Raw genomic sequence first — 15501 nt, 5'->3', positions numbered from 1 at the left:
GCCTTCGGCGACCAGGGGGAAAACCTTTCTGAAGAAAGGTTCTTCCCCCTGGACCCCCTTTCCAAAGACTTTTCCTAGCTCCAGGCCTGCGGCCTGTCGCGGGTAACTATTTTTTGTATTGTTTCATCTCCCCCTTCCCCCCCTCCCAAAGCAAAAGAACGGCCGAAGCCGTTCTTTTCTTTTGGGGCGCACCGTTGCCGCGAGTTTCGGGAGGGCGAAGCCATCCCGGAAATCGCGGCAACAGAACGACACGCCGCCGCGCTGCTCCGCCTATCCACTCCCCGGACTTCTTCCCACCGCACGCCCCCGGCCGCGCGCAGCGCGAGACCGGTAAACGGGGGTCCAGGGGGCCGCGGGCCTCCTGGTCGCCGAAGGCATGCCTTTCAGCTCTGCCGGGCCGCCGGAGGCGTTCCTACGTATCCCATCAAGCCAGAAGCAGCAGGCCCAGGGCCGCGGCGACTTCGCCGATGACAATGCAGGCACCCAGGAAATCGCCGTTAACGCCTTCCACGGTGTAGACAAGATAGTACAGCGGGATCAGGGCCACAAAGACCACGCCCACGGCCAGGACAACGCCCAGGGCGGAGGTAAGCAGCAGACCGGCCGCCAGGGTAAAGAGCACGGCAAAGAGCATGGAAGCGGGACCGGCACCGTCCATGAACCGTTGGCCCAGTCCCGGCCGCGCCAGGCTGCGAACCACGAAGCCCAGCACCACGGCCGCACCGCGTCCGGCCACAAAGCACCAGACCATGCCGCCGAACAGGTCGGCGCGCAGCAGTTCCGAAAACAGCACCACCTGTCCGCCCAGGGCCAGAATCATGGACACAGCTCCGAAGGCACCGATACGGCTGTCTTTGACGATACTCCAGAAGCGTTCGGTTTCCGTGTGCGAGGCGCACCCGTCGGCCACGTCGGAAAGTCCGTCCAGATGCAGGCCGCGGGTCAGATAGAGATTGAGGCACACCGCCACCCAGGCTTGAACCAAGGGCCGTCCTTCGAAGAGTCCGAGCCACCAAAACGGTGCCACAACCGCCAGGCCCAATACCAATCCCACCGCCGGCAACCAGCGCATGCAGGAGGAGATGGCCGTATGGTCCACCAGCTTTGCCGGAGCCAACCGGGTCAGGAAACCAAGGGCGGTAAGGAGTTGTTTGATGGGGTTCATGCGAAATTCCTTTTGGTTGGTTTGTTGCAACAAAAAACGGAAACGCGGCGCATCACCTGCCTGACCGGTTTTAGCCGTCACCCAGGGTCAGGCTCACGGTATGGCCGACCTGACAGCCCATGAGCCGTGCTGCGGATCCCTGGTTCACGGCCAGTTCCAGTAATCCCTGACTGCCCTCGAGCATGCCCACCTCGCGATCCCGCAAGTCGGCGTAGGTCCGCACGGCCCGGGGAAATGCCGGAACGCCCCGATGCTGGCCCGATCCGATCAGAGCGTGGAACAAGGCTCCGGGTTGCAGATTGAGCACCACATTGCCGAAGCGGTCCACATGCAACACATGGGCGGTTACGCGTTGCCCCTGGTCCTCGGGCGTGAGCGGTCGCGGCGAGGTTGCAGGGTGGCGAACAAGATCCTGCACGGCCACCTGTTCCCCCAGGTCGGCGGGCAGTGCGCCCTTGGCGAGATCTGCGGTCAGCGGGGCAAAAACGTCCCGGCCATGGAATGTGGCGGAAACGCGTTCATGGTCATAGGTCACGGAAACGATTTCAGGGGTTCGTTGGCCAAGGGCGCGCGGACAAAGCAGCAAGCCGAGCAGTCCGTTGTCCGGGGCCACAAAGAGCTGGTCCTCCAGCCGCGCTACAACGATACGCCGATCCGTGCCTACGCCCGGGTCCACCACGGCCAGAAAGACAGTGCTTTCAGGAAAGTGCCGCGCTCCGGCGGCCAAAAAAAATGCGGCCTGCCCCACCTGAAACGGGGCCACGGCATGGGTGAGGTCCAGCACGCGGCTTTCCGGCGCGAGCCGGGCCAGCACCCCTTTGACCTGCCCCACATAGGGGTCGTCCAGTCCAAAATCCGTCAACAGTGCAATGGGTCTGGCCATGGCGTGCTCCTCGCTGGTCAATACACCTTGCGGCTTGAAAAGCCTTTGCCCAGTACGTTGTATCCTGAACCGATGATCAAAAAGGCGTCCGGATCATGGGAATAGACAATTTCCTCCAACCGCTTGAGCTGGATGTTGTTGACCATGACCATAATCACTTGCTTGCGTTTGCCGGAAAATCCGCCCCGGCCTTCCAGGTATGTCGCGCCCCGGTGCAGCTTGTCGAGTACGTCCCGCATGACCGCTTCCGTATTTTGGGCAATGACCAGCGCCATTTTTCGCTCGCTGAACACATTCAGGCTGTAGTCCACCACCGCGCCAGTTACAAAGGTCATGGCCAGGGAGTAGAGCATCAGCTCCAGATCCAGAAATCCGAATCCGGCAGCGAACACGGCCAGATCCACAAGAAAACGGAATTTTCCGATGTTGATGTTGTAGCGTTTGTTGGCGATGACGGCGAGGATGTCGGTTCCGCCGGTGGAGCCGAGGGAACGCAGGGCCATGCCCGCGCCCAGGCCGATGAATACGCCGCAGGTGAACACGGCCAGCCAGGTGTCCTGGATGTCCAGGCATTGGGGCATGAAGTCCACGAACAAGCCCACCGCGGCCATGCCGTAGATGCTGTACAAAAAGAACCGGCGGCTCACCAGCCACCAGGCCAGGGTAAAGATGGGCAGGTTCAGCAGCCAGAACCATTGCCCCGGCTCTAGGCCGCCCACCACGTAATAGACCAGCAGGGCCACGCCGGACATGCCTCCGGTAAGGAAACCGTGCGGGATGGCCACGGCCTTGATGCCGAAGCCGATCAGCGCCGATCCCAGGGTGATCAACATCAGATTGTAGGGAATGGAAAACCCGCGCCCGCGCAACCGGGACCGCACATCCATCTGCTTGCTCATACCGCCTCCGCCCGAGGTTGTAGCCTCTTTTTGCCGACCTGCAAACCCGTGGGCATGGCCGGATCGTGACGATAGGTGAAATGTTTTCCCGGTTCCATCAGTGCGGATGGCAAGGGGAGGGCCGTTCCGCCCGGCTGCGGGCAGGCGCAAAGAGCCATGGATTATGCCGATGGGGAAGATTGATAATGTCTATCAAAAAAGGATAACATTATGCGAAAAGTGAGCAGGGAAGACGCGGGCCGGATGAAGCGGTTATTCGGCTGCCCGGCCCAGATTGATATGGAAGGCAAGGGCGTAGAAATGGTGGATGAAATCCACATATTCAAGGGGGATATGGTCAGGGACGTCAATGCGCGAAGGTGCGTAGTTGATGATCCCTTTGATGCCTGCCTCCACCAGATAGTTGGCGGCGCGTTGGGCGCGTTCGGGTGGTGTGGTGATGATGCCAATTTCCAGTTTCTGTTCGGAGACGAGGTTCCGGGTCTTGCGTGTGCAGATGACCTCCAGCCCTTCCACGATCTCTCCGATCTTGTAAGGGTCGCAATCAAAGGCGACTTTGATGTTGAAGCCCTTGCTTTTGAACTCGCCGTGGCGCAGCAGGGCACGGCCGAGATTGCCCACGCCCACGATGCAGCAATTCCAGATGCGGTCCACACCCAGGGATTGCTTGATGGAGGTAATCAGCTCCTGCACGTAGTAGCCGACGCCGCGCACGCCGAACTCTCCAAAATACGCAAGATCCTTTCGAATCTGGGAGGAGTTTACGGAGCATGCCTGGGCCAGATTCTCTGAGGAGATGACATCCGTGCCTTCACTCTTGAGCCGTTCCAGAACTTGGATATAGACAGCGAGACGGCCGATGGTGGCCTTGGGAATATGTTCACTTTTCAATGACTTGCGCCCCATGTGCTGACTTTTATTGTGAAATTAGTAACAAGAGTTATTCTAAAAAAGGAGGCCGGAGCCTCCCTTTTTATCAAACCTTGCTACATCGAATTAGCCGACCATCGGGTTGGCGAAGAGCAGGATCAGGTTCACAACCAGGGCGTAAATGGCCAGAGACTCAACAAAGGCCAGACCCAGGATCAGGGTCACGGTGATCTTACCGGAAGCCTCGGGGTTGCGGGCGGTGCCTTCGCAAGCGGCCTTCAGGCCCAGACCCTGACCGATGCCGCAGAGACCGGCGGCGATGCCCATGCCGAGGGCGGTGGCGTAAGCGATGGAGCTGGCAACGCCAGCGTCGGCGGCGAACGCCATGGAAGCGGTGAGAACCATAGCCATGGTAGCAAACAGGACTTTCACGAGTTTCATTTCACGTCCTCCTCAAATAGGTACGTTATGTAGTTTGGTCGAAGACCATTTCCCCAAAATTACGAGCCGTCGCCTCAGTGGGCGTGCTCAACAGCGCCCTTCAGGTAGATCATGGTGAGCATGAAGAAGATCACCGCCTGAATGGACTTAGCCAGGATAAACAGGAAGTACATGGGCAGGGTGGAGACCACCGGAGCCAACGTAAAGAGCAGCACCAGAACGATTTCCTCACCGCGGATGTTGCCGAGCAGACGCAGAGTAAGCGAAAGCGGGCGGGCGCAGTGGGAGATGAGTTCGAGTACGAGCATCAACGGAGCCAGCACGGGCATGGGTCCGAGGAAGTGCTTGATGTATCCGGCCTTCCAGGTTTTGATGCCGACGTAGTTGTAATAAAGAAAGACAAAGATCGCCATTGCCGCGTTGGTGTTGACGTTCGCGGTAGGCGCGTCACATCCGGGGATGAGACCCAGATAGTTCATGGTCAGCACGAACAGGAAGATGGAGACCAGGATGGGCATGAACTGCCGTCCCTTTTCTCCGATGTTGGCCACGACGAAGTCTTCCAGGCCACCAATAATAAGTTCAAAAAAGTTTTGCAGTCCGCCCGGAACAAGGGTCAGTTTCCGTCGAACCAGAAGCCCGGCAATGACCAAGATCGCCATTGCCAACCACGTAAACCACACATGCGTCGGCACGGGGTAGAGCATGGGGTCCAATGGGCTGCCTGCTGCAACCGTGGGATCCGCCCCGAGCGCGATGTTGAGTTCCCTGAAGATAATCAGGGGATGCGGCAAACCACCTGCCATAGTCCTTACGCCTCCTTCGCTTTTTGCATGTAATTGGCAGTACCCCAGGTAATAGCGTTGACCACCACCGTGGAAAGCCCCACCAACAATCCGGACACAGAGGCATCGAGCCACGCGATGAGCGCGAACAGGGCCAGTCCGGTCAGTGCCATTCGGCCATAGAAAAGAATCAGCAGCGCGGTCACCGCCCCTTTTTGGGCGGAGACGAGCTTTTGCCCGGCTTTGGCCATCCACCAGAAGTTCACGGTCATCAACAGGCACCCGGCCGCAAAGGACCAGCCCCAGACCGAGAACAAGGTCAGGCCGTTGACGGTGAGGATGGAGAGCGTGGCCAGCACAAGCTGGTTGCGCACCATGGCGCGCACCTGCGGATGCGTGAATCCGCGCTTGTAGAGCATGGCCTCGAGTTTACGAAACATTGTTCCCATCCCCGTCTTTGTCTTTCGGCTCTTTGTCCTGTCCGCGCCTCCCGCGCGCGTCCAGTTCCGCGTCGGCCTTTTGGATGCGTTGCACTTCGTACACCACGTTGCGGAAGCCCGCCACGATGCCGAAGAGCAACATCACCAGCAGCAGCCAGGGCTTGGTTCCCAGCCACTTATCCAGATACCAGCCTATGGCCAAGCCCACGAAGGTGGAGCAGACCAGATGCAGGCCGATGGTTCCGGCGGTGGAAAGCTGGTCCAGCAGCTCCCGGTGCCTGTCACCCTTGAAAAAGGCCATTTCAATCCTTGTGTTTTTGTTTGCACCGCCGCACCGCTATACATCAGCCCGGCAACTCGTGCAATCCTTCACAAGTGACCTGCCACATAGCACAGCCCTCGGCGGCCAGTCAACGCAAGATTGCCGAAAAAGCGTGATTCTCCTGGGAAAAAACCGCGTTCGACAGAGGGGTTTTCCATGCTGGCCAAGTGTTTTTAGCCCATGGAAAAAGCATCTTGCAGCGAGACACAGGGGTGAAATCTGCCCGATACCGGGGCGTGAAGCAAGCCCGATTTTTTTCGGGCGGCCCTGCTTGTGAAACGAAGAACACGTACCAGGACCGCGATATCCTCCATGGCCCGCATCCACCGTCTTTACGACCGTGCCGGAGTGTGCCACATTCCGCCCAGCACGGGCCGGGAATGCCCGAATCCAACGGAGGAAGCAGATCAGCCATGCGCGACATCATACTTATACACATCACCGGCGGGGACAAACCCGGCGTCACGGCAGAACTGAGCCAGGTGCTGGCCGAGTACGGCGTGGATATCCTCGACATCGGCCAGGTGGTGATTCACAATTTTTTGACCCTGGGCATTTTGATCCGCATTCCGCCCGAGGCCGAGGCCGCGCCCATCGTCAAGGACATCCTGTTCAAGGCGCACGAGATGGGCGTTTCCCTGCGGCTCCATCCATTGGAAGAGGACAAATACGAATCCTGGGTCCAGGCCCAGGGTAAGGCGCGCCACATTGTCACGCTTTTGGGCCGCCGCATCACTGCGGTGCATCTCCAGGCCGTGACCAGTGCTCTGTCCGGCAACGGTCTGAACATCGACACCATCCACCGGCTTTCGGGTCGGGTTCCCGTCACCGGGGAGTTGCCCCGCCAGGCCTGCGTGGAATTCACCGTGCGCGGCACTCCCGACGACAACGAGGCGCTACGGCAGTCTTTTTTGGATATTTCCGCCCGCCTTGGCGTGGACATCGCCTACCAGGAGGACAACGTGTTCCGCCGCAACCGGCGGCTTGTGGCCTTTGATATGGACTCCACCCTGATCCAGGCCGAGGTCATCGACGAACTGGCGGACCGGGCCGGCGTCGGCGAACAGGTGGCCGCCATCACGGAAGCGGCCATGCGTGGGGAGCTGGATTTTCAACAAAGCCTGCGCAAGCGGTTGGCCCTGCTCAAGGGGCTGGACGCCTCGGTGCTGGAGGATGTGGCCGCAAAGCTGCCCCTATCCGAAGGCGCGGAGCGGCTCATCTCGAATCTGCGGCGCGTGGGGTATAAGATCGCTATTTTGTCCGGCGGATTCACGTTTTTCGGCGAGCGGCTGGCCGAACGGCTGGGCATCGATTACGTGCATGCCAACGAACTGGAGATCGTGGACGGCAAGCTCACGGGCAACGTGGTGGGCGAGATCGTGGACGGCGCGCGCAAGGCCGAACTGCTCCGCACCATCGCGACGAAGGAGGGCATCAGCCTGCAACAGGTCATTGCCGTGGGGGACGGTGCCAACGATTTGCCCATGCTCGGACTGGCCGGACTCGGCGTGGCCTTCCACGCCAAGCCCAAGGTCAAAAAAGGCGCGGGACACGCCATTTCCACCATGGGACTGGATTCCATCCTCTACCTCATCGGCGTGCGCGACCGCGAAGCCCTGCCCGGAGATTGATCTTCGGCATTTTGCAAAGGCCGCACCTCCCCACCTTCGTGTTATAAAAATCCCGAAATCTTCCGGGGGGCAGTGGATATCCTTGCCAGTATAAACAGTGTTTCAGTAGCATGGGCAATCGAATTTTCCTTTCAGCAAGGAGTCGCCGAATGCCTGACTGCGAACTGTTGGACCAGTGCGGATTTTTTAAAAAATACAAGGATACGAAGAAGCTCGCCTGCTCGGGGTTCATCAAGCAGTATTGCAAGGGACCGTTGCAGGCGCAGTGTATGCGCAAGGCGTATCGTCAGGAGCACGGCAAGCCGCCGTCCGACGACATGATGCCTCCGGGCGGCATGGTCTCCGCCTAAGCAAATGTAAAAATAACGCGTCCCCGGAAGCGTTTTCGGCCTCGGGGACGCGTCATTGAGAGGAAAAATTACAGTACGGCGTTTTTGTCAAAGGCCGGATCCGCCAACTCGTCTTCTATGGCGTCCGCATCATCGGCATTGAGCCGCACAATTTGGAGCAAATGCGTAAAGCTTTGATCATCCATGGCCTGAAACTCAATGGCCAGACCATGATCCGTGGCCCGGGCCACGCGTGCATCCATGGAAAGCCGAAGTCCCGGCCCAAGCCCGAGGCGCAGTTCGCAAGGCGTGCCTTCCGTGAATTCCTTGTCGCAGGACAGCAGCGCCCCCTTGAGGCTCACGTCCCGCGTGCGGACCGGCACAGCCTTTCCGTCCACTACCAGCGATGCTTCAAATCCCGCCTTAACGCGACTGCGACGGCGCTTGTCCTCACTCATAGTTCCTCCGCGGGTCGTTTGTTCCCAACGCTTCAGCATGGATCATCCGGTATCATATCATAGGAGCGTCATCACCCACAAGCGCAACGCGGCCCGCCTTTGCCGGAGCACGCCGCAGCGTTGATAAAATCGCGACAAAGGGTGCGTCCCGGTTTGAGAGCCTGCGAGAAATGGGGTAGGTTCTGCCTGTTCGCAACGCAATCAACCTTTTGTAAGGAGCTTTTGTTATGAGTCTCATTTCTGCGATTTGGGCCAGGGAAATCCTGGATTCCCGCGGCAACCCCACCGTCGAGGTGGAAGTGGTCTACGAATCCGGCGCTTCGGGTCGGGCGGCCGTGCCTTCGGGCGCGTCCACAGGCTCCCGCGAAGCTCTGGAGCTGCGCGACGGCGATAAAAACCGTTTCGGCGGCAAAGGTGTGACCCAGGCCGTGCAAAACGTGCAGGAAGAGCTGGCCAGCATCGTCATCGGCATGGACGGCCTGCGCCAGGTCACCCTGGATAACGAAATGCTCGAATTCGACGGCACCGAGAACAAATCCCGCCTGGGCGCCAACGCCATCCTGGGCGTGTCCATGGCCAATGCCCGAGCCGCCGCCAATTTCCTGGGCCTGCCCCTGTACCAATATCTGGGCGGGGTCAACGCCAAGCTCCTGCCCGTCCCCATGATGAACATCATCAACGGTGGGCAGCACGCGCCCAACAATCTGGACATCCAGGAATTCATGATCATGCCCCTGGGCGCGGAAACCTTTGCGGACGCGCTGCGCATGGGTGCGGAGACCTTTCACGCCCTGAAGTCCATCCTGAGCAAGGACGGCCATGTCACCAGCGTGGGGGACGAAGGTGGGTTCGCGCCGAACCTCCAGTCCCATGCCGAGGCCTTTGAATACATCACCCGGGCCATTGAGGCCGCCGGGTATGAGCCGGGCAGACAAATCGCCCTGGCCATTGACGCGGCCGCCAGCGAATTTTTCGATAAGGACAAAAACCGCTACGTGCTTGCGGGAGAGAATCTGGAACTGACCTCCTCGGAGCTGACCGCGTTCTACGAGGATCTGGCCGGGCGCTTCCCCCTCATCTCCATCGAAGACGGTCTGGCCGAAGGCGATTGGGAAGGCTGGGAGGAACACACCGCCCGCCTGGGCGACCGTATCCAGCTGGTGGGCGACGACGTGTTCGTGACCAACCCGGACATCCTGGCCGAGGGCATTGACCGGGGCGTGGCCAACTCCATCCTCATCAAGCTGAACCAGATCGGCTCGCTCACGGAAACCCTGGACACCATCGAACTGGCCAAACAGGCCGGATACACCACTGTGGTTTCCCACCGCTCGGGCGAGACCGAGGACGCCTTTATCGCGGATCTGGCCGTGGCCGTGAACGCCGGGCAGATCAAGACCGGCTCCCTGTGCCGCTCGGACCGTCTGGCCAAATACAACCAGCTCCTGCGCATCGAAGAGGAGCTGGACGAGGACGGCATCTACTACGGACCCATTCTTGCCGAATCCTGGTTCGGCGAAGACTAAACCGATGACCGATGCGGGGGCGCTCAACAGGGCGTCCCCGTTTGATTTTTTTCGAAAAGGACGATGAATGACAACCATACTTGATGGAAAACAAACCGCTGCCACCATCCGCGCCGAGGTGCGCGAGGAAGTGGCCGCACTCCAGGCCGAACATGGCCGCGCTCCCGGGCTGGCCGTGATCCTGGTGGGCGAGGATCCCGCCTCCCAGGTCTACGTGCGCAACAAGGAACGCGCCTGCGCCGAGGCGGGTGTGGTCTCCATGCCGCACAAGCTGGCCGCGGACACGGATCAACCGACCCTGGAACAGCTCATCCGCGACCTCAATGCGGATCCGGCCGTGGACGGCATCCTGCTCCAGTTGCCCCTGCCCAAGGGGCTGGACTCCCAAAAACTTTTGGACATGATCGACCCGGACAAGGACGTGGACGGATTCCACCCCGTGAGCGTGGGACGGCTGGCCCTGGGCCTGCCGGGATTTCGCTCCTGCACGCCCGCCGGGGTCATGGAACTGCTCTCGCGCTACGACATTGACCCGGCCGGGAAAAAGGCCGTTATCGTGGGCCGTTCCAACATCGTGGGGAAACCCCTGGCCCTCTTGCTCATGCAGGGGTGGAAGGGCGGCAACGCCACGGTGGAGGTCTGCCACACCCGCACCCCGGATCTGAAGAAAGAGTGTCTGGACGCGGACATCGTCATTGCGGCCGTGGGCGTGCCCGGACTGGTTACCGGTGAGATGATCCGGCCCGGCGCCGTGGTGGTGGATGTGGGAATCAACCGCACGGACGAAGGCCTGCGCGGGGACGTGGACTTTGCATCGGCCAGGGAAAAGGCCTCGGCCATCACTCCGGTTCCCGGAGGCGTCGGTCCCATGACCATTGCCATGTTGTTGAAAAACACGATCCAGGCCTTCAAACTGCATCAGGGAATCGACTGATGCCGGTAATGGACGGCCTGTTCCGGTTCAGCCTGCTGCTCCTGTTCGTTCCCATACTGCTGGGGGCGATCCTGGGTTGCGGGTTGACCTGGGCAGGTCTCCGCCGCCGCATGGCCATGCGTTCCTGGCTTCCGGTGGAAGTGGCCATCCTTTCCGGTCGTGTGGAGGAACAGGAGCACCGGGGCTGGTATTTCATCAAAACCCGGACCTGGGATTTCGTCATTGACTACGAATATACTCACCAGGGCCAAACCCATCAGGCCGAGGCTCGTCTGCAAGCGGATGTTCCGGGCGGTCCGGAGCCGGATCCGCAGGTGCTCGACAATGCCGTGGCCCAGGCCCGACAACGGCTGCTGGACCGCCTCGCGGACCTGCGCGTCAACCCGGAGGATCCTTCGCAGACTGCCTGGACCACCGAGCCTGCGGGCCGCGCCACCCTGCGGCTGACGCTTTTCGGTCTGACCGCGCTCGCATCCCTGGCCGTGTTGATCTCGCTTTTTTCCAGCTGAACCCAACGCTGCGTATCACGCACAGGAGGCAACCACATGAGCAGGATTCTGATCACCGGAGCTACGGAAACCGTAGGGCGCACCGCCCTGGACATTCTCATGGAAAAAGGCGCGGACGTGGTGGCAGCGGCGCCGAACGAGGACAGCGCGGAGTCGTTGCGCCAAAGTGGAGCCGAAGTCCGCATCCTGGACCAGGACGACCCCGACAGCCTGGCCAAGGCCATGGAAGGAGTGGAGCGGTTGTTCCTGTTCCTGACGCTGCACCAGGACATGCGCGCACGCGGCTCCCGCTTGTTGCGCACGGCCAAGGAGGCCGGGGTTTCCTACGTGGTGCGCTCGTCCATCATCGGTGCGGACGCCAACGCCCATTATCAGCTCGGCAAGGTCCATGGCGGCGTGGACGGGGAAATTGAAGTGCTCGGGTTCGACTACGCTGTGCTGCGGCCTTCCACATGGATGCAAATTTATCTGCGCTATGCTCCGCTGCTCAAGGAAACCGGCGTGCTGCCCATGCCGGACGGCAAGGAGCGCACCGGGTTTGTGGACGCACGGGACGTGGGCGGCTGCGTGGCCGAAGCCCTGCTCCGACCTGAGGACTTCGCCGGCACAGTGAGCATGGTTACCGGCCCGGAAGCCCTGGACAACCACGAGGTGGCCGCCATCCTCAGCAAGGTCAGCGGACGGGAGATCACCTACCAGGGCGGGGATATCGAAGCCACGGGTCTGTATCTGGAATCCCTGGGCATTCCCGAGTGGGACATCCATATGATCCTGAGCCTGCACCGCTATGCCCGCAACGGGTACACCGGATTCCTGACCCAGGCCGTGGAACATTTCACTGGTCGGCCCGCAAAAACGTTCCAAGCCTTTGCCGAGGAACACGCCCACATCTGGAAATAACAGCGGGCAGTTACGACCCGGAGAGGCGGAGTTCCCCGGAACTTCGCCCTTTTTGTTTTGCGGGAAAGTTTACGACGTTCATCCCTGGTAAGTTGCCTGCGGTGTATGTATGACAAACCGACAAGCTGGTCCACACCTCTTACACACCGCCATGGAGCGGCATTGCGGCACCATGGTTTGGTCGGTCCGGCTGCATTTCCACGCACCGCATCCGGCGCATGCGCGGTTTTCTGCCTTGCCCTGGAAAATCGGCCCGGCTTTTGGCCCGGACCGCCTTCCCTCGACACGACGCCGCGCAATCCGGCCTTCCGGCAGAAGCTGTGAAGCCCGCGCCGACACCGGAGTTGTCTCGTGACCACATCGCAACGCGCGGACTTGGCCTGCGCCCTGTTCGCCACCATCTGCGTCACCGCGACCCTGTACGCGCCGCAGCCGCTCCTGCCCGTGCTGGCCCAGCAATACGGCCTGGGCAAGGCCACCGCTTCCCTGGCCGTGACCATGGCGTTACTGCCTCTGGCCCTGGCCCCGGTGGGCTACGGCATGTTGTTGGAATCACTGCCCGCCTGCCGCTTGGCGCGCTTGGCCATTGTGGGATTGGTGGCGGGGCATGCGGGCGTGTGCCTGGCGCCTTCCTGGGGGTGGCTCCTGGGAGCGCGTCTGTTGCAGGGGCTGATGGCTCCGGCCGCGCTTACATCCATGATGACCCTGGTGGCGGGCCGATGCGAGCCGTCCCGTCTGCGGCGGGTCATGTCCATGTATATCGCCACAACCATTATGGGCGGTTTTTCCGGCCGGTTTTTTGCCGGTCTGCTGGGCGGCCTGTTCACCTGGCGCGTTCCCTTCATGGTCTTGGGCGTGCTCCTGGTGCTGGCCTTTGTGCTGCTGCGCCGTCTGGACACCGAAGGAGCGACGGGATTTTCCCGGCCCGATTTCCGGCATGTGCGCGCGGCCCTGGCCAGGCCCGACTTCATTCTGGCTTACTGCATGATCTTTTGCGGATTCTTTTCTTTTACCGCTCTGCTGAACTATCTGCCCTTCCGTCTTGCCGAGCTGGCGGGCGGTGTCTTTCCCACCCAGACCGGCAGCATGTACATGGGCTATCTGGTGGGCATCAGCACATCGGTGGCGGCTCCGCGCATCATCTCCGCGCTCGGGGGCGAGACGCGCGCTTTTCTGGCTGGACTCGGCGTTATCGTCCTGGCTCTGGGCGCCTTTCTCAGCACCGAAACATGGGTGCTTTTCTCCGCTCTTTTCCCGTTTTGCGCTGGTTTCTTTCTCATGCAAACCGTGGGGCCGACCTTTGTGAACACCCGGGCCAAGGAGCACCGGGGCGTGGTCAACGGTCTATACATCTCCTTCTACTATGCGGGCGGCACCCTGGGATCCTTTGCTCCGGGGCTTGTGTACCACTCCTATGGCTGGAATGCGTTCCTGGGGCTGGTCCTGACCATGTTGCTTTTAGCGGCTTTTTTCGCGGTCAGGCTTTGCAGAACCACCCGGGCGTGATACGCTGGTGCTGATTTTTTTGCGCTTGCGGCGCGATTTCGGGAGGGCACCCCAACGAGACCGGCCCGCGTTTTCCGGGTTTGAAAAAACGGAAAAACACGCGGGCCGCTTTGTGCGCTGGTTGTCGCGCCTGGATCCGGCAAAAGAAAAGGCGCCCCGGAAAAAAGGAGCGCCTCCCCAATGATGCCGAAGGCGATTTAGCCCATTTCGTGAATCAGATCCTTGGTTTCGCGGAAAAAGTCCATCAATTCATCATGGCTGGCCACTGCGCCGTTGGTGTTCAGGTGTAACAACACGGCCAGGTCCACCCCGCGTCGCGTGGTGTGTTTGGCAAATCCCAGTTCCCTGCGGTTGTTTCCCGCGGCCCGGATGCGCAGGGTCCAGGTCTTTTCCACGCCATTCCAGGAAGTATGCACAGGGCCGGATTCCCGCTCCATACGAACCAGGAATTTGGTGAAATCCTCCAAGGAGAGCCGCCCGGGCAACCCCAGGAACTCTCCTTGTTCGGATCGGATGGCCACGGGCATTTCCAAAAACTCCTGCGGGGGCTGCGTGGCCACGCTGGAACGGGCCGCGTTCGGCAATGACGACGGCCGTTGCCCGGTATCCTGCGTGTCCGCTGTTTCGGGCGAACGGATTCCTTCCGCTTCATCCGCATCGTCGGCGTTTTCCAAAGAGTAGCGCTCCACTCCGTGCCGACCGCGTACGTTCACGATTTTGGTGGCCCGAACCCGGCGTTCTCCGGTGACTGCTTCCCCTGCATCCTCGGAGTGTTCGGGCTGTTCGTCCGGGGCGTCCAGTTCGGAAGGCGTTGCGCCGGAAGAGGTTTCCAAGGCCTCGGAGTCGGGCTTTGCGGCAGAGCCGGACGGCGGAACATCCTCGCCTTGCATGCCCGCGGCCAGACGTCCCAATAACTCCTGACTGCCCGCTTCGGCCTCCAGCAATCCTTGCAACGCATCCTCCAGCTTGGACAGCCGCGTTTCCGCCCGGGCCTGCGCCGTGGCCAGCTGCGCCATGCCCTGCATCATCTGTCCCGCAGTCTTGAAAAATTTTTCCAAATACTCCGGTGAAACATCCGCTCCCTTTGGCATGGTCCCTGCCGCCTCCGGGGATGGCTCCCGGGAACCGCCCTCAGGCCGGAACCCCGCCTTGCGCAGCCGCTTTTCCGTTTCCGTGACGGAAAGCCCCTGTTCAAAGCATTCCCGAATCTTGCGGCACACGTCCAATGCCCGTGGCTGGAAGCGTATGGGCTTGCCGTACCCGGCCACCGGAATGAATCCCGGAAACTTGCGACGGTAACTTTTTACCGTGGTGACGGAAACACCCAGCGCCTCGCCCAGATCCTTATGCGTCAGGGTCTGCTGTGCCATTTTGCGAACTCCTCACGGCCCGGCCTGCGGCGCGAAATCTGTTCGTCACCGATCGTCACCGCGTCGTTGCTTGAAATCATTCGATCAATAACTGACCGATAGACACATCGGAAAGGGAAGTCAAGGTCGGCTGCAAAGAGAACAAGGAGAAAAGCATGCCTTCGGCGACCAGGAGGCCCGCGGCCCCCTGGACCCCCGTTTACCGGTCTCGCGCTGCGCGCGGCCGGGGGCGTGCGGCGGGAAAGAGTCCGGGGAGTGGCAAGGCGGAGCAGCGCGGCGGCGCGATCTCATGTTGCCGCGATTTCCGGGATGGCTGCGCCCTCCCGAAACTCGCGGCAACGGTGCGCCCCAAAGCAAATGAACGGCTTCGGCCGTTCTTTTGCTTTGGGAGGGGGGGAAGGGGGAGATGAAACAAAACAAAAAATAGTTGCCCGCGACAGGCCGCAGGCCTGGAGCTAGGAAAAGTCTTTGGAAAGGGGGTCCAGGGGGAAGAACCTTTCTTCAGAAAGGTTTTCCCCCTGGTCGCCGAAGGC

Annotated in this window: 17 protein-coding genes; 7 read left to right on the top strand and 10 right to left on the bottom strand. The window is 60.8% G+C overall.

The genetic code is table 11. The annotated features are described in order from the left end of the window. Positions 1 to 424: 424 nt before the first annotated feature. The 8 genes from B5D49_RS14090 to B5D49_RS14055 form a co-directional block, all read right to left on the bottom strand. Complete coding sequence (locus B5D49_RS14090) at positions 425 to 1165, bottom strand: adenosylcobinamide-GDP ribazoletransferase (RefSeq protein WP_234990772.1); 741 nt, start codon at positions 1163 to 1165, stop codon at positions 425 to 427. A 70-nt stretch (positions 1166 to 1235) separates the two neighbouring features. Beyond that, positions 1236 to 2048, bottom strand: a complete 813-nt coding sequence (locus B5D49_RS14085; RefSeq protein ID WP_078718362.1) for an SAM hydrolase/SAM-dependent halogenase family protein — start codon at positions 2046 to 2048, stop codon at positions 1236 to 1238. A 17-nt stretch (positions 2049 to 2065) separates the two neighbouring features. Then, the gene (locus B5D49_RS14080) at positions 2066 to 2947 is read right to left on the bottom strand and encodes a YitT family protein (RefSeq protein ID WP_078718361.1); all 882 of its coding nucleotides are present in this window, start codon (positions 2945 to 2947) and stop codon (positions 2066 to 2068) included. A gap of 252 nt (positions 2948 to 3199) precedes the next feature. Continuing rightward, positions 3200 to 3853, bottom strand: coding sequence for a redox-sensing transcriptional repressor Rex (locus tag B5D49_RS14075; protein WP_078718360.1), 654 nt, complete (start codon positions 3851 to 3853; stop codon positions 3200 to 3202). 90 nt (positions 3854 to 3943) lie between these two features. Next, positions 3944 to 4258, bottom strand: a complete 315-nt coding sequence (atpE, locus tag B5D49_RS14070) for an ATP synthase F0 subunit C (RefSeq protein ID WP_078718359.1) — start codon at positions 4256 to 4258, stop codon at positions 3944 to 3946. A 74-nt stretch (positions 4259 to 4332) separates the two neighbouring features. Beyond that, the gene (gene atpB / locus B5D49_RS14065; RefSeq protein ID WP_078718358.1) at positions 4333 to 5064 is read right to left on the bottom strand and encodes a F0F1 ATP synthase subunit A; all 732 of its coding nucleotides are present in this window, start codon (positions 5062 to 5064) and stop codon (positions 4333 to 4335) included. Positions 5065 to 5069: 5 nt separating this feature from the next. Further along, positions 5070 to 5483 carry an ATP synthase subunit I gene (locus tag B5D49_RS14060; protein WP_200806808.1) on the bottom strand — a complete coding sequence of 138 codons (414 nt, stop codon included), beginning with the start codon at positions 5481 to 5483 and terminating at the stop codon, positions 5070 to 5072. Further along, positions 5473 to 5784 carry an AtpZ/AtpI family protein gene (locus B5D49_RS14055; protein ID WP_078718357.1) on the bottom strand — a complete coding sequence of 104 codons (312 nt, stop codon included), beginning with the start codon at positions 5782 to 5784 and terminating at the stop codon, positions 5473 to 5475. Before B5D49_RS14055 ends, B5D49_RS14060 begins: the two co-directional genes overlap by 11 nt. A gap of 434 nt (positions 5785 to 6218) precedes the next feature. Here B5D49_RS14055 and serB point away from each other — a divergent pair, with 434 nt between their 5' ends. Together serB and B5D49_RS14045 are read left to right on the top strand one after the other, a co-directional pair. Next, a complete protein-coding gene (serB, locus tag B5D49_RS14050; protein WP_078718356.1) occupies positions 6219 to 7436 on the top strand; it encodes a phosphoserine phosphatase SerB in 1218 nt (405 codons plus the stop codon). 149 nt (positions 7437 to 7585) lie between these two features. After that, positions 7586 to 7786, top strand: coding sequence for a hypothetical protein (locus B5D49_RS14045; protein ID WP_078718355.1), 201 nt, complete (start codon positions 7586 to 7588; stop codon positions 7784 to 7786). A gap of 68 nt (positions 7787 to 7854) precedes the next feature. Here the strand turns inward: B5D49_RS14045 and B5D49_RS14040 are convergent, their stop codons facing one another. Beyond that, positions 7855 to 8223 (bottom strand): PilZ domain-containing protein, encoded by a 369-nt coding sequence (locus B5D49_RS14040; protein ID WP_159447253.1) that lies wholly within the window; start codon positions 8221 to 8223, stop codon positions 7855 to 7857. Positions 8224 to 8450: 227 nt separating this feature from the next. Here B5D49_RS14040 and eno point away from each other — a divergent pair, with 227 nt between their 5' ends. From eno to B5D49_RS14015, 5 genes are all read left to right on the top strand, one after another. Next, positions 8451 to 9749, top strand: a complete 1299-nt coding sequence (eno, locus tag B5D49_RS14035) for a phosphopyruvate hydratase (protein ID WP_078718353.1) — start codon at positions 8451 to 8453, stop codon at positions 9747 to 9749. A gap of 67 nt (positions 9750 to 9816) precedes the next feature. Then, positions 9817 to 10683 (top strand): bifunctional methylenetetrahydrofolate dehydrogenase/methenyltetrahydrofolate cyclohydrolase FolD, encoded by an 867-nt coding sequence (folD, locus tag B5D49_RS14030; RefSeq protein WP_078718352.1) that lies wholly within the window; start codon positions 9817 to 9819, stop codon positions 10681 to 10683. Then, the gene (locus B5D49_RS14025) at positions 10683 to 11192 is read left to right on the top strand and encodes a DUF3592 domain-containing protein (RefSeq protein WP_078718351.1); all 510 of its coding nucleotides are present in this window, start codon (positions 10683 to 10685) and stop codon (positions 11190 to 11192) included. The genes folD and B5D49_RS14025 overlap by 1 nt, the downstream gene beginning before the upstream one ends. 36 nt (positions 11193 to 11228) lie before the next feature. Further along, on the top strand, positions 11229 to 12092 hold the full coding sequence (locus B5D49_RS14020) for an NmrA family NAD(P)-binding protein (protein WP_078718350.1): 864 nt from the start codon (positions 11229 to 11231) through the stop codon (positions 12090 to 12092). A gap of 351 nt (positions 12093 to 12443) precedes the next feature. Beyond that, positions 12444 to 13598 (top strand): MFS transporter, encoded by a 1155-nt coding sequence (locus B5D49_RS14015; RefSeq protein ID WP_078718349.1) that lies wholly within the window; start codon positions 12444 to 12446, stop codon positions 13596 to 13598. A 197-nt stretch (positions 13599 to 13795) separates the two neighbouring features. Here B5D49_RS14015 and B5D49_RS14010 read toward each other — a convergent pair whose 3' ends face one another. Beyond that, positions 13796 to 14968, bottom strand: a complete 1173-nt coding sequence (locus B5D49_RS14010; protein WP_078718348.1) for a helix-turn-helix domain-containing protein — start codon at positions 14966 to 14968, stop codon at positions 13796 to 13798. Positions 14969 to 15501: the final 533 nt, after the last annotated feature.

The sequence above is a fragment of the Paucidesulfovibrio gracilis DSM 16080 genome (genome assembly GCF_900167125.1).
GTDB classification, from domain to species: Bacteria; Desulfobacterota; Desulfovibrionia; order Desulfovibrionales; family Desulfovibrionaceae; genus Paucidesulfovibrio; species Paucidesulfovibrio gracilis.
The sequence above is the reverse complement of the archived record's forward strand: the minus strand, read 5'-3'. Positions and strand labels throughout refer to the sequence as shown.

Excerpts from the sequence above, each read along its gene's own strand:
- B5D49_RS14090 (WP_234990772.1), bottom strand. The coding sequence starts at position 1,165 with ATGAACCCCATCAAACAACTCCTTACCGCCCTTGGTTTCCTGACCCGG.
- B5D49_RS14085 (WP_078718362.1), bottom strand. The coding sequence starts at position 2,048 with ATGGCCAGACCCATTGCACTGTTGACGGATTTTGGACTGGACGACCCC.
- B5D49_RS14080 (WP_078718361.1), bottom strand. The coding sequence starts at position 2,947 with ATGAGCAAGCAGATGGATGTGCGGTCCCGGTTGCGCGGGCGCGGGTTT.
- B5D49_RS14075 (WP_078718360.1), bottom strand. The coding sequence starts at position 3,853 with ATGGGGCGCAAGTCATTGAAAAGTGAACATATTCCCAAGGCCACCATC.
- atpE (WP_078718359.1), bottom strand. The coding sequence starts at position 4,258 with ATGAAACTCGTGAAAGTCCTGTTTGCTACCATGGCTATGGTTCTCACC.
- atpB (WP_078718358.1), bottom strand. The coding sequence starts at position 5,064 with ATGGCAGGTGGTTTGCCGCATCCCCTGATTATCTTCAGGGAACTCAAC.
- B5D49_RS14060 (WP_200806808.1), bottom strand. The coding sequence starts at position 5,483 with ATGTTTCGTAAACTCGAGGCCATGCTCTACAAGCGCGGATTCACGCAT.
- B5D49_RS14055 (WP_078718357.1), bottom strand. The coding sequence starts at position 5,784 with ATGGCCTTTTTCAAGGGTGACAGGCACCGGGAGCTGCTGGACCAGCTT.
- serB (WP_078718356.1), top strand. The coding sequence starts at position 6,219 with ATGCGCGACATCATACTTATACACATCACCGGCGGGGACAAACCCGGC.
- B5D49_RS14045 (WP_078718355.1), top strand. The coding sequence starts at position 7,586 with ATGCCTGACTGCGAACTGTTGGACCAGTGCGGATTTTTTAAAAAATAC.
- B5D49_RS14040 (WP_159447253.1), bottom strand. The coding sequence starts at position 8,223 with ATGAGTGAGGACAAGCGCCGTCGCAGTCGCGTTAAGGCGGGATTTGAA.
- eno (WP_078718353.1), top strand. The coding sequence starts at position 8,451 with ATGAGTCTCATTTCTGCGATTTGGGCCAGGGAAATCCTGGATTCCCGC.
- folD (WP_078718352.1), top strand. The coding sequence starts at position 9,817 with ATGACAACCATACTTGATGGAAAACAAACCGCTGCCACCATCCGCGCC.
- B5D49_RS14025 (WP_078718351.1), top strand. The coding sequence starts at position 10,683 with ATGCCGGTAATGGACGGCCTGTTCCGGTTCAGCCTGCTGCTCCTGTTC.
- B5D49_RS14020 (WP_078718350.1), top strand. The coding sequence starts at position 11,229 with ATGAGCAGGATTCTGATCACCGGAGCTACGGAAACCGTAGGGCGCACC.
- B5D49_RS14010 (WP_078718348.1), bottom strand. The coding sequence starts at position 14,968 with ATGGCACAGCAGACCCTGACGCATAAGGATCTGGGCGAGGCGCTGGGT.